Here is a 12,546-nt window from a genome sequence, read left to right as displayed (position 1 = left end):
TACGCGCCACAGGCCTAGGCTCGATACATGCCGGACGGCGATGACGACAAGCGCGGCGACACCGAGAGACAGGATGGTGAGAGCACCCTGACCGTGCTCGTCGCGCTGGGCGCGAATCTCGGGATCGGGTTGCTCAAACTGGTCGCCGGCATCCTCACCGGCTCGGCGGCGATGTTCGCCGAGGCCGCGCACTCGGCGGCCGACACCGCGACCGAGGGGTTGCTGCTCACTGCACTGCACCGGTCCGGGCGCAAGGCCGACCGGCGCCATCCCTTCGGCTACGGCAAGGAGAGGTTCTTCTGGTCGCTCATCGCCGCGGTCAGCATCTTCGTCTCCGGTGCCGTGTTCGCGATCATCGAGGGCGTCCGCGTGATGTTCGGCGGCGAGGCGGAGCAGACCCTGCCGGTGGTCGCCTACCTCGTGCTGGCCCTGTCGTTCGTGCTGGAGGCGGCCTCCCTGAGCCGGGCGGTCCGGCAGATCCGGGCGGAGGCGCGCGCCGAGGGGCAGTCGATGCGGGTGTGGCTGCGCACGACCGACGATCCGACCGTGACATCGGTGTTCTACGAGGACACCGCGGCCCTGATCGGCCTGCTGCTGGCCTTCGCGGGGGTCGGCCTGCATCAGTTCACCGGCTCGGCGTTCTGGGACGGCCTGGCATCGCTGCTGATCGGGGTGCTGCTCAGCGGCGTCGCCTACGTGCTGGGGCGGACCAATCTGGGATTGCTGGTCGGCCGGCAGGCCGATCGTAGGCTCGTGCTCGCCGTGCGGGACCGGCTGGCCGCCCGGCCCGAGGTGGAGCAGGTCGTCGACCTGCTGACGATGATGACCGGCACCGACCGGGTGCTTGTCTGCGCGCGGCTCGACTTCTGCGACGCGCTCACCGCGGCCGACCTCGAGCGCACGTGCGTGGACATCGACGAGCAGCTGCGCGCGGAGTTCTCCGACCTCGACGAGATCTTCCTGGAGCCGGTACCGCGCAACGACCCGCGGATGCGGGCCCGCGTGCTGGAGCGCTACGGCAGCGGCGCGGAGGGCTGGGGCCGCGCCGGCTGATCGGTACGCAGACGCAGCGGGCCCCCGACGACGTGTCGTCGGGGGCCCGCGGGACGCCGGCCGGCTACGCGATCTGCCGGTCGGTCGGGTTGATCGGGCGGGGGAGCACCGTCCGCCCGGTGAGGTGCTTGTCGACACCCGCCGCAGCGGCCCGGCCCTCGGCGATCGCCCACACGATCAGCGACTGGCCGCGGCCCATGTCACCGGCCGCGAAGACGCCCTCGACGCTGGTCATGTAGTTCTGGTCGCGAGCGACGTTGCCGCGCTCGTCGAGCTCCACGCCCAGGTCGGCGAGCAGCTTGCCCTTCTCCGGCCCGACGAAGCCCATCGCCAGCAGCACGAGGTCGGCCGGGATCTCCCGCCCGGTGCCCTCGACGGGGACGAACGTGCCGCCCGCATCGCGGGAGACCTCCACCAGCCGCAGCGCCGCGACCTTGCCGGTGCCGTCGTCGACGAACTCGGTGGTGTTGACCGAGTACAGCCGCTCGCCACCCTCCTCGTGCGCCGAGGACACCCGGTAGACCATCGGGTAGGTCGGCCAGGGCATGTTCTCGGTGCGGTGCTCCGGCGGCGTCGGCATGATCTCCAGCTGGGTCACCGACGCGGCGCCCTGCCGGTGCGAGGTGCCGAGGCAGTCGGCCCCGGTGTCACCGCCACCGATGATCACGACGTGCTTGCCCTCGGCCGTGACGGGCGGGGCGTCGATGTCGCCCTGCTGCACGTGGTTGGCCCACGGCAGGAACTCCATGGCCTGGTAGATGCCCTCGAGCTCGCGGCCCGGCACCGGGATGTCGCGCCAGGCGGTGGCCCCGCCGGCGAGCACCACGGCGTCGAAGTCCTCCCGCAGCTGCTCCACGGTCACGTCCACCCCGACGTCCACCGACGCCCGGAACAGCGTGCCCTCGTCGCGCATCTGCGCCAGGCGCCGGTCGAGGCGGGCCTTCTCCATCTTGAACTCGGGGATGCCGTAGCGCAGCAGCCCGCCGATCCGGTCGGCGCGCTCGAAGACCACGACGTCGTGCCCGACCCGGGTGAGCTGCTGGGCGGCGGCCAGACCGGCCGGGCCGGAGCCGACCACAGCGACCTTCTTGCCCGTCTTGGCCTCGGGCCGCTGCGGGGTGACCCAGCCCTCGTCCCAGGCCCGGTCGACGATCTCGACCTCGACCTGCTTGATCGTGACGGCGTCGCTGTTGATGGCGAGCACGCAGGCGGCCTCGCACGGTGCCGGGCACAGCGTCCCGGTGAACTCCGGGAAGTTGTTGGTCGCGTGCAACCGCTCGGTGGCCTCGCGCCAGTCCTGCCGCCAGACCAGGTCGTTCCACTCCGGGATCAGGTTGCCCAGCGGGCAGCCCTGATGACAGAACGGGATGCCGCAGTTCATGCAGCGCCCGGCCTGCTTCTCCAGGTCCTCACGGGAGAAGTCCTCGTAGACCTCGCGCCAGTCCATCAGGCGCAGGTCGACGGGGCGTCGATTCGGGGTCTCCCGGGGAGTGGTGAGGAAGCCCTTCGGATCAGCCATGCGCGGCCTCCATGATTGCCTCGTTCACGTCACGGCCGTCCTTCTCGGCCTGCTCGCGGGCCTGCAGCACCCGCTTGAAGTCCTTCGGCATGACCTTGCCGAACCGCTCCACCGCGACGTCCCAGTCGGTCAGCAGCGCGTGCGCCACCGCGGAGTCGGTCTCCGCGTGGTGCTTCTCGATCGCCGTGCGCAGGAACTCGCGGTCGGCGTCGTCCAGCGGGTCCAGGTCGACCATCTCCGGGTTGACCCGGTGTACGGGCAGGTCGAGCACATAGGCCGTGCCGCCGGACATGCCCGCGGCGAAGTTCCGGCCGATCTTGCCCAGCACCACGACCCGGCCGCCGGTCATGTACTCGCAGCCGTGGTCGCCCACGCCCTCGACGACGGCCAGCGCGCCGGAGTTGCGCACGCAGAACCGCTCGCCGACCACGCCGCGGATGAACACCTCACCGGACGTGGCCCCGTAGAGGATCACGTTGCCGGCGATGATGTTCTCCTCGGCGACGAACGGTGCCGACGGGTCGGGCCGCAGGGTGAGCCGCCCGCCGGACAGGCCCTTGCCGAAGAAGTCGTTCGCGTCGCCGACCAGCCGCAGGGTGATGCCCCTGGGCACGAACGCACCGAACGACTGGCCGGCTGAACCGGACAGCGTGATGTCGATGGTGTCGTCGGGCAGGCCCTCGCCGCCCCACCGCTTGGTCAGCTCGTAGCCCAGCATCGTGCCGACGGTGCGGTTGACGTTGCGCACCGGCAGGTCGAGCCGCACCTTGTCGCCGGAGGACAGGGCGCCCTCGGCGAGCTGGATCATGGTGTTGTCCAGCGCCTTCTCCAGGCCGTGGTCCTGGCTCCGGGTGCGGTGCCGGACCGCGCCGGCCGGCAGCTCGGGGGTATGGAAGATCGGCCGCAGGTCCAGGCCCTCGGTCTTCCAGTGCTGCACGGCCTTGCCGGTGTCGAGCATCTCGGCGTGCCCGACGGCCTCCTCCAGGGTCCGGAACCCGAGCTGGGCCAGGTACTCCCGGACCTCCTCGGCCACGAACCGCATGAAGTTGACGACGTACTCGGGCCGCCCGTCGAAGCGCTTGCGCAGCTCCGGGTTCTGGGTGGCGACGCCGACCGGGCAGGTGTCGAGATGGCAGACCCGCATCATGATGCAGCCCGAGACCACCAGCGGCGCGGTCGCGAAGCCGAACTCCTCGGCCCCGAGCAGAGCCGCGATGACGACGTCGCGGCCGGTCTTGAGCTGGCCGTCGGCCTGCACGACGATCCGGTCGCGCAGGTTGTTGGCCAGCAGCGTCTGCTGGGTCTCGGCCAGGCCGAGCTCCCACGGACCACCGGCGTGCTTGATCGAGCTCAACGGCGAGGCGCCGGTGCCGCCGTCGTGCCCGGAGATGAGCACGACGTCGGAGTGCGCCTTCGCCACGCCCGCCGCGACCGTGCCGACGCCGACCTGCGACACGAGCTTGACGTGCACGCGCGCGGCCGGGTTGGCGTTCTTCAGGTCGTGGATGAGCTGCTTGATGTCCTCGATCGAGTAGATGTCGTGGTGCGGCGGCGGGGAGATCAGCCCGACGCCCGGCGTGGAGTACCGGGTCTTGGCGATCCACGGGTAGACCTTGCCGCCCGGCAGCTGACCGCCCTCGCCCGGCTTGGCGCCCTGCGAGATCTTGATCTGCAGGTCGTCGGCGTTGACCAGGTACTCGCTGGTCACGCCGAAGCGGCCGGAGGCCACCTGCTTGATCGCGCTGCGCCGGGAGTCGCCGTTGGCGTCCGGGGTGAAGCGGTCGGCGTCCTCGCCGCCCTCACCGGTGTTCGACTTGCCGCCGAGCCGATTCATGGCGATGGCGAGCGTCTCGTGCATCTCCTGGGAGATCGAGCCGTAGGAGATGGCGCCGGTGGCGAACCGCTTGACGATCGACTCGACCGGCTCGACCTCGTCGATCGGCACCGGCGGGCGCACGCCCTCCTTGAAGCGGAACAGCCCGCGCAGCGTCATCAGCCGCTCGGCCTGGTCGTCGACCGCCCGGGTGTACTCCTTGAAGATCTCGTAGCGGCCCGAGCGGGTGGAGTGCTGCAGCTTGAAGACGGTCTGCGGGTTGAACAGGTGCAGCTCGCCCTCGCGGCGCCACTGGTACTCGCCGCCCACGGCCAGGGCGCGGTGGCTGGCGCGCACCTCGTCGGCCGGGAACGCCCGCCGGTGATGGCGCAGGACCTCCTCGGCGAGGACGTCGAAGCCGACGCCGCCCAGCCGGGACGTGGTGCCGGTGAAGCAGGTGTCGATGACCTCCTCGCCGAGCCCGATCGCCTCGAAGATCTGCGCGCCGGTGTAGGACGCGACGGTCGAGACGCCGATCTTCGACATGGTCTTGCGCACGCCCTTGCCCAGCGCCTTGACCAGGTTCTTCGCCGCGGTCTTGGCGTCCACGCCGGGGATGTCGCCGCGGTCGGCGAGGTCCTCGACGGTGGCCATGGCCAGGTACGGGTTGACCGCGGCCGCGCCGAAACCGATGAGCAGCGCGACGTGGTGCACCTCGCGGGCGTCGCCGGACTCGACGATCAGCCCGACCCGGGTGCGGGTGCGCTCGCGCACCAGGTGGTGGTGCACCGCGCCGGTGAGCAGCAGCGACGGGATCGGCGCGTGCTCGGCGTCGACCCCGCGCTGGGACAGCACGATCAGCCGGGCGCCGTCCTCGATGGCCCGGGTGACCTCGGCCTTGATCTCCTCGAGCCGGTTGACCAGGCCCGCGCCGCCCTCGGCCGCCGTGAACAGGCCCTTGACGGTGTACGAGGCGAAGCCGGGGAACTCGCCGTCGTCGTTGATGTGGATGATCTTGGCGAGGTCGTCGTTGCCGAGCACCGGGAACGGGACCACGATCGTGCGGCAGTTGTGCGGGCTCGCCGAGAGCAGGTTGCGCTCCGGGCCGAGCTGCGACTGCAGCGAGGTCACCAGCTCCTCGCGGATGGCGTCCAGCGGCGGGTTGGTGACCTGGGCGAACAGCTGGGTGAAGTAGTCGAACAGCTGCCGGGGCCGCTCGGAGATCGCCGCCAGCGGCGCGTCGTTGCCCATCGAGCCGATCGGCTCCGCACCGGAGACCGCCATCGGCCGGAGCAGGACGTTGAGCTCCTCCTCGGTGTAGCCGAAGGACTGCTGGCGGTGGGTGAGCGCGGAGTGCGCGATCTGCTCGCGGTCGCGCTCGGGCAGGTTCTCCAGCCGGATCAGGCCGGCGTGCAGCCAGTCCTCGTAGGGGTGCTCGGCGGCGAGCTGGCCCTTGATCTCGTCGTCGTCGACGATCTTGCCGGCGGCGGTGTCGACCAGGAACATCCGGCCGGGCTCGAGCCGGCCCTTGCGGACCACGGCCGAGGGGTCGACGTCGAGCACGCCGACCTCGGAGGCCAGCACGACCAGTCCGTCCTCGGTGACCCAGTACCGGGCCGGGCGCAGGCCGTTGCGGTCGAGCACGGCGCCGATCACGGTGCCGTCGGTGAACGCGACCAGCGCCGGTCCGTCCCACGGCTCCATCAGCGTGGAGTGGTACTCGTAGAACGCGCGGCGGGCCGGATCCATCTCGTCGTGGTTCTCCCACGCCTCCGGGATCATCATCAGCACCGCGTGCGGGAGGCTGCGGCCACCCAGGTGCAGCAGCTCGAGCACCTCGTCGAAGGTGGCCGAGTCGCTCGCGTCCGGGGTGACCACCGGGGTCAGCCGCTGCAGGTCGCCCGGCAGCACGTCGGACTCCAGCAGCGCCTCGCGGGCGGCCATCCAGTTCCGGTTGCCGCGCAGCGTGTTGATCTCACCGTTGTGCGCGACGTAGCGGTAGGGGTGGGCCAGCGGCCACGCCGGGAACGTGTTCGTGGAGAACCGGGAGTGCACCACGGCCAGCGCGCTCGTCACGCGCTCGTCGGACAGGTCCGGGTAGAACGCCTCGACCTGCGGCTCGGCGAGCATCCCCTTGTAGACGATGGTCCGCGGGGACAAGCTGGGGAAGTAGACGCCGGTCGTGTGCTCGACGCGCTTGCGCAGGCAGAACGTGCGCCGCTCGAGGTCGATGCCGGTCGGCGCGTCCTCGCCCTCCTCGATGCCCGCGACGAACAGCTGCCGGAAGCTCGGCATCGCCGCCAGCGCGGTGGGGCCGAGGTCGGCCTTCTCCGGGTCGGTGGGCAGCTCGCGCCAGCCGAGCACGCGGAGGTTCTCCTCGGCGGCGAGCGCGTTGATCCGCTCGACGGCCGCGTCCGCCTCGGCGCGGTCCCGCGGCAGGAACGCGGTGCCGACCGCGTAGGCACCGGTAACGGGGAGCTCGAAGTCGACGATGTCCCTGAAGAACGCGTCAGGTACCTGGATCAGGATGCCCGCACCGTCGCCGGTGTTGATCTCGCTGCCGCGGGCGCCGCGGTGCTCCAGGCGCAGCAGCGCGGTAAGAGCTTTCTGGACGATGCCGTGGTCGCGCCGACCGGCCAGGTCGGCGACCATGGCGACACCGCAGGCGTCATGCTCGTACTCAGGGGCGTACAGGCCCTGCGACGTGTCCGCCTGGTCGCTGATCGCAGCCAACAGCTCCTCCTGTCGTCTCGGTGCACCCCGACGATCGCATCGGGACGACGTGGACCTAATGGTTCCAAACAGAGTATCCGACGCTCCCGGCGGGACGCTGTGACTCGTCCGGTCGGATGCACCGGGCTGGACTTGTCGTCCGGCCCGGGTGTTGCCTCGGACTAATGCGTGACGGCCGAACGCCATGATGAGGCGCCGACCGGCCCAGTGCACGGTGCGACCGCACGCAGCGTCGGGTGCGGTTTTGCTCCCAAAGAGTCGCATGCAGGGCCGGTGATGCGCCAGTAAACGTAGCAGTGACCACCGTGACTACGCTCTGACCTGCGATTTCATCGCGCTTCTGGCCGTCTGGAATGCCACAGTGGTCTGCTCGACCGGTGGACGGCTACCCGGCGGTACGCCCGCGAGGCAATGCGCGCTGCTCCATTCGACCGGGCCGCGGGCCCGGGAGAGACTGTCCGGGTGGACGTGTGCGCGGCGCTGGCCGACGTCGGGGAGTTCGGGCCGTTCTTCGCGATCGGTACCAACCCGGCCGAACAGGTGGACCCGACCTGGCGCCCGATGACCGACCTGTACACCGATCCCGAGCCCCTGCGGGCCCGCATCGCGCACGTGCGCCGGGTACTCGACGGCGACGAGCGGGTGGCGGCCTCGATCGCCTTCCAGGGCATGGCGGCGCGGGTGCTGTCCGCCCCGCTGGCCGTCGTGGTGCTGCACGGGATGCTGCCCGCGGTCACGGCGGGCGCGCTGCACTGGCGGGTGTCGGTGACCGGGCCGTGGCCGCTGTGGCTGGCAGACCCGCGCGGCGAGGTGCTGCCCGACGACCTCGGCGAGGCCGCCGACCGGCTGACCGCGCTGCTGGTCACCGAGCACCTGGGCCCGCTGGTCGCCGCCGTCCGGGCCCAGGTACCGATCTCCGAGCGGCTGCTGTGGGGCAACGCGGCGTCGTCGGTCGCGGCGGCGAAGCGGCTGATCGGCAGCAGCCGCCCGGCGGCCGCCGAGCGGGCTGCGCAGGTCGCCGCCGGCGTGCTCGCGCGCGGCCCGTTCGCCGGTGCGGGGGAGCGCCGTCCGGCCGTCGGCGCGGACGTCGGATGGACCTTCCAGCGCCGGTCCTGCTGCCTGTACTACAAGGTTCCCGGCGGCGGGACCTGCGCCGACTGCGTGCTCAACCTGCGGGCGGCCCGGTCGCGCGGCTAGTCCAGCCGGACGTCGGCGATCGTCACCCGCACCTCGGCGTCGAGGCCCGTGTAGCTCGCCACCGCCTCGGCCACCTCCTGCTGCACCGCCCGGGCCAGGTCGCGGCAGTTGTGGCCGAGCCGGGTGACGATGGTCAACGCGACCTCCGCGCGGTCGCCCTGCACGGTGGCCGTCACCCCGTCGGTGGCCGGTCGGACCCGGTCCGGGCCCAGCACCGAGCCGGCCAGGCCGAGCAGCGCCTGTGCCAGGTCGGCCCGCAGGGCCACCACTCCCGGGACCTCGCGGGCCCGTTGTGCCGCGACCCGGGCGACCACGGCGTCCCCGACGTGGAACCGGACACCGTCCGGTCCTGCACCGGCCCCCTCGTTCACCACTGCCCCCGATCGTCGAACACGTCGACCACCTCGATGTCCACCCGCTGCACCGGCACGCCCAGCGCCTGCCCGGCCGCGGCGATCACCATCTGGCGCACCCGGGCCGCGACCGAGGCGAGGTCGACGCCGAAGCGTGCGGTCACGGTCATCGCCACCGTGACCGCGGCGGCCGGACCGCCCGAGATGTGTGGCACGTCGCCGGCCTGCTCCACCTGCTCGATCCGGCAACTGCGGGCGTGCACCCCGCCCATCCCGTCGACGACGTGCCGCAGCACCGCGGCCGCCGCCGGGCGGCTGAGTCGTGCCGGGCCGTGCGGGGACGCCAGCGAGATCACGTCGTAGGGCCGCAGTTCGGCCAGCACCGCGCCCATCACCCGCTCCATCACCGACGGCGGCGGGGTCAGCGGCTCGGCCGCCATCCGGTGCACGACGCCGTCGAGCCGACGGGCGTCCGCGATCGCCGCGGCGCAGTGCGGGCAGCCGCGCTCGTGCTCGTCGAGTGTGCCCGCCGTGGCGTGGTCCCACACCGCAGCCGCGTCGCGCCCGCAGGCCAGCGGTGCGATGGCGGTGTCCGGCTCGTCGCCGGGGCCGGGCAGCCGGCCCGCCGCCGCGTCCGGAGCCCGGTTCACCTCCCCGTTCATCGCCATGACCGCATCGCCTCCGCCAACCGTGTCCGTGCGCGGTGGATCCGGCCGCGCACCGTCGACTCGCCCGCGCCGGTGATCTCGGAGATCTCGGCGTACCCGAGGCCCTCGAGTTCCCGGAGCACCCAGCAGATCCGCTGGTCGTCGGGCAGATCCGCAAGCGCGGAGCCCAGTGCGGCCATTCCCGCGTCCACCTCCGCGGCGCGCTCCGGGGAGCCCCCGGGGCCGGTGGTGAGCTCGGCGAGATCGCCCACCTCGGCCACCGGCACGGCAGGACGGCGCCGGCGGAGCATGCTGATGCAGCGATTGGTGACCACGCGGTACATCCAGGTGGAGAACGCCGAGTCGCCGTGGAACCGGCCGATCCGGCGCCACGCGTCGAGCAGGGCCTCCTGCAGCGCGTCCTCGGCGTCGGGGGGGTTGCCCATCACGCGCACGGCGAGCCGGTAGAGCGCGGCCTGATGGCGCAGGGCGAGCACCTCGAACGCCCGCACGTCGCCCTCCTGGGCGCGCACGACCAGCGTCGTCTCGTCGAGTTCGACGGCGGCCGCCCGCGATGCGGCCGCGGACGGCGCGGGACCGGGCCCGGCCGGGCCGGATGGGGCCGGGACCGGCGCCGTCGGTCCCACCGTCGCGGGGACGTCGGGCGCGCCGGTGGCCGGTCCGTGCACATCCGCGCGTTGAGTGGCCCGCACCGGTCTCCGCTCACTTTCCGTCGATGTGATGCCGATCACGACAGGGTCAAGATCCGGCGACACCGGGTAGGGGCAGCGTAAGGGCGCAACGGCATCGCCCGCCGGACGGCGGCGCCGATGTCATCCGATCGACGAGGAGGCTGCGATGAGCTTGTCCGACAAGGTCGAGAACAAGGCCCAGGAAGTCTCGGGCACGGCCAAGGCGGTCGCCGGCGAGGCGACCGGCGACCGGGAGTTGCAGGCCGAGGGCAAGAAGGACCAGTTCGCCGGGCGCATCAAGCAGGCCGGCGAGAAGGTGAAGGACGCCTTCACGAAGAGCTGACGCGCCTCAGGGTCGCGTCTCGCGAGCGGCACCTCGGAGGAGTACTCCCGGGGTGCCGCTCTCTTCGCGCCGGTGTTCTCCGTGTCTCTTCGCGCCGGTCTGGTCGTGCCGGGCAGGGGCCCGTCGTGCTCAGTAGTCTTCGCGCGTGACCGACACGCCCGCCCGCCGTGGCGCCGCCCCCGGCCCCGACGCCGTCGCCGCCGCGGTCCTGGCGCACCCCGCGGTGGCCCGGTTGGACGGTGGTCCGTTCGGTTCCGTCGCCTCCTATCTGCCCGGCCGGCGGCGGCTGCTCGGGGTCCGGGTCGGCGCCGCCGGCGAGGCCGCCGAGATCGCGGTGGTGGTCCGGGCGGGCGCCCCGTTGCCGCGGCTGGCCGGCGAACTCGGCGCACTGGTCCGCGCCGTGCTCGGTCCGGTCCCGGTCGAGGTCACCTTCGCCGACGTCGTCGGAGAGGGGGCCGGGCGGCGCTGAGCGGCCGGTCCGCGGCGCCGCCCCCTGGGCGGCCGGACGCCGTCACACCCGTCTCGCCTAGACTCGCGCGTAAGAGCGGTGCCGTTCGAGGGCGCCGTGGTCGCCTCCCGCGACCGGTACGTGAGTCCGCATGCTTTCCGTCTGTCCGTCCAAGGAGTACCCACCGTGAAGAGCACCGTCGAGCACCTCAGCCCGACGCGCGTCCGCATCAACGTCGAGGTGCCGTTCGACGAGCTCAAGCCCGACTTCGACCGCGCGTACAAGAAGATCGCCAAGCAGGTCCGGATCCCGGGCTTCCGGCCCGGCAAGGCGCCGGCCCGGCTCCTGGAGGCCCGGCTGGGCCGCGGCGTGGTGCTCGACGAGGTCGTGAACGAGGCCATCCCGGCGAAGTACAGCGAGGCCGTCACCGCGTCGGAGGAGGTCCGGCCGATCGGTCGGCCCGACATCGAGGTCACCGAGATCGCCGACGGCGAGAAGCTCGCGTTCACCGCCGAGGTCGACGTCCGCCCGGAGATCACGCTGCCCGACATGGACGGCCTGTCCGTCTCCGTCGACGATGTCGAGGTCACGGATGAGCAGGTCGACGAGCAGCTCCAGTCGCTGCGCGCCCGCTTCGGCACGCTGACCGGTGTCGAGCGCCCCGCGGCCCAGGACGACTTCGTCCAGATCGACCTGTCCGCCACCGTCGACGGCACGCCCGTCGAGGAGGCCACCACCACCGGGTTCTCCTACCAGGTGGGCCAGGGCGGGCTGATCGACGGCATCGACGAGGCCATCACCGGGCTGTCGGCGGGCGAGTCGCGCACGTTCACCTCGAAGCTGGTCGCCGGCGAGTACGCCGACCGCGACGCCGAGGTCACTGTGAAGGTCACCGCGGTCAAGGAGCGTCAGCTCCCCGACGCCGACGACGAGTTCGCCCAGCTGGCCAGTGAGTTCGACACCCTCGACGAGCTCACCGCCGACCTGCGTGAGCGGCTCGGCCGGGTGCGCCGGATGGAGCAGGTGACCCAGGCTCGGGACAAGGTCCTCGAGGCGCTGGTCGACGCCACCGAGGTGCCGCTCCCGGAGAGCGTCGTCAGCGCCGAGGTCGACTCCCGCCTGCACGACGCGGTGCACAGCTTCGACCACGACGAGGAGAAGTTCGGCGAGTTCCTGGAGAGCCAGGGCCGGACCCGGGAGCAGTTCGACACCGAGACCCGCGACGAGGCCGAGCGCTCGGTGAAGACCCGCCTGGTGCTCGACGCGCTGGCCGACGCCGAGCAGGTCTCGGTCAACGACCAGGAGCTCACCGAGCGGATCGTCTTCCAGGCCCAGCAGTACGGGATGGCGCCGGAGGAGTTCGTCCAGCGCATCCAGCAGGCCGGTCAGCTCGGCGCGATCTACTCCGACGTGCGGCGCAGCAAGGCGCTGATCACGGCGGTGCGCGCGGCGACGGTAACCGACCAGCAGGGCAACGCCGTCGACCTGTCCGACCTGCTCGGCCCGGAGGACGACGGGGTCGAGGTGGTCGAGGTCCCGGGCGCCGAGGACGAGGCCGCGGAGACCGCCGGGACCACCGAGACCACCGGGACCACCGAGACCACCGAGACCACCGAGGCGGCCGCCGACGCCCCGGCCGGGGACGACGCGGACACGTCCGGTACGGCCTCCTCGACCAAGGCCTGACGTCCGCGCCGGGCGTCGTCTGCGCCCACAGCGAACAACCTCCCGGTTCGCGGACGCCGGGC

The 12,546-nt window shown here is 72.2% G+C and carries 10 protein-coding genes; 5 read left to right on the top strand and 5 right to left on the bottom strand.

The window, feature by feature from the left end; genetic code table 11:
- Positions 1-27: 27 nt before the first annotated feature.
- Positions 28-1,053: a cation diffusion facilitator family transporter gene (locus HF526_RS05520; RefSeq protein WP_169380150.1), complete on the top strand. Its 1,026-nt coding sequence runs from the start codon at positions 28-30 to the stop codon at positions 1,051-1,053.
- 64 nt (positions 1,054-1,117) lie between these two features.
- On the opposite strand, the gene HF526_RS05515 is transcribed toward HF526_RS05520, so the two are convergent.
- Complete coding sequence (locus HF526_RS05515) at positions 1,118-2,572, bottom strand: glutamate synthase subunit beta (protein WP_169380149.1); 1,455 nt, start codon at positions 2,570-2,572, stop codon at positions 1,118-1,120.
- Positions 2,565-7,118, bottom strand: coding sequence for a glutamate synthase large subunit (gltB, locus tag HF526_RS05510; protein WP_211176790.1), 4,554 nt, complete (start codon positions 7,116-7,118; stop codon positions 2,565-2,567). Before gltB ends, HF526_RS05515 begins: the two co-directional genes overlap by 8 nt.
- Positions 7,119-7,580: 462 nt before the next feature.
- Here gltB and HF526_RS36790 point away from each other — a divergent pair, with 462 nt between their 5' ends.
- A complete protein-coding gene (locus tag HF526_RS36790) occupies positions 7,581-8,315 on the top strand; it encodes a (2Fe-2S)-binding protein (protein WP_169380148.1) in 735 nt (244 codons plus the stop codon).
- On the opposite strand, the gene HF526_RS05500 is transcribed toward HF526_RS36790, so the two are convergent.
- Genes HF526_RS05500 through HF526_RS05490 form a run of 3 tightly spaced genes read right to left on the bottom strand, consistent with a single transcriptional unit; the run spans position 8,312 to position 10,028 of the window.
- Entirely contained in the window at positions 8,312-8,689 is a 378-nt protein-coding gene (locus HF526_RS05500; RefSeq protein WP_169380147.1) for an Asp23/Gls24 family envelope stress response protein, read from the bottom strand. The two genes, HF526_RS36790 and HF526_RS05500, sit on opposite strands and share 4 nt — an antisense overlap.
- Positions 8,683-9,330 (bottom strand): Asp23/Gls24 family envelope stress response protein, encoded by a 648-nt coding sequence (locus tag HF526_RS05495; protein WP_239028316.1) that lies wholly within the window; start codon positions 9,328-9,330, stop codon positions 8,683-8,685. The genes HF526_RS05500 and HF526_RS05495 overlap by 7 nt, the downstream gene beginning before the upstream one ends.
- Positions 9,327-10,028, bottom strand: coding sequence for an RNA polymerase sigma factor (locus HF526_RS05490; protein ID WP_338051311.1), 702 nt, complete (start codon positions 10,026-10,028; stop codon positions 9,327-9,329). Before HF526_RS05490 ends, HF526_RS05495 begins: the two co-directional genes overlap by 4 nt.
- Positions 10,029-10,173: 145 nt before the next feature.
- Here HF526_RS05490 and HF526_RS05485 point away from each other — a divergent pair, with 145 nt between their 5' ends.
- From HF526_RS05485 to tig, 3 genes are all read left to right on the top strand, one after another.
- A complete protein-coding gene (locus HF526_RS05485; protein ID WP_169380146.1) occupies positions 10,174-10,350 on the top strand; it encodes a CsbD family protein in 177 nt (58 codons plus the stop codon).
- Positions 10,351-10,495: 145 nt separating this feature from the next.
- The gene (locus HF526_RS05480; protein WP_169380145.1) at positions 10,496-10,819 is read left to right on the top strand and encodes a hypothetical protein; all 324 of its coding nucleotides are present in this window, start codon (positions 10,496-10,498) and stop codon (positions 10,817-10,819) included.
- A gap of 165 nt (positions 10,820-10,984) precedes the next feature.
- Positions 10,985-12,484 (top strand): trigger factor, encoded by a 1,500-nt coding sequence (gene tig, locus HF526_RS05475; RefSeq protein ID WP_169380144.1) that lies wholly within the window; start codon positions 10,985-10,987, stop codon positions 12,482-12,484.
- Positions 12,485-12,546: the final 62 nt, after the last annotated feature.

Source organism: Pseudonocardia acidicola (assembly GCF_012911935.1).
In the GTDB taxonomy this organism is placed as follows: domain Bacteria; phylum Actinomycetota; class Actinomycetes; order Mycobacteriales; family Pseudonocardiaceae; genus Pseudonocardia; species Pseudonocardia acidicola.
This window is presented reverse-complemented; position numbering and strand designations above follow the sequence as displayed.

Coding starts and splice junctions, on each gene's coding strand:
- HF526_RS05520 (WP_169380150.1), top strand. CDS start 28: ATGCCGGACGGCGATGACGACAAGCGCGGCGACACCGAGAGACAGGAT.
- HF526_RS05515 (WP_169380149.1), bottom strand. CDS start 2,572: ATGGCTGATCCGAAGGGCTTCCTCACCACTCCCCGGGAGACCCCGAAT.
- HF526_RS05495 (WP_239028316.1), bottom strand. CDS start 9,330: ATGAACGGGGAGGTGAACCGGGCTCCGGACGCGGCGGCGGGCCGGCTG.
- HF526_RS05485 (WP_169380146.1), top strand. CDS start 10,174: ATGAGCTTGTCCGACAAGGTCGAGAACAAGGCCCAGGAAGTCTCGGGC.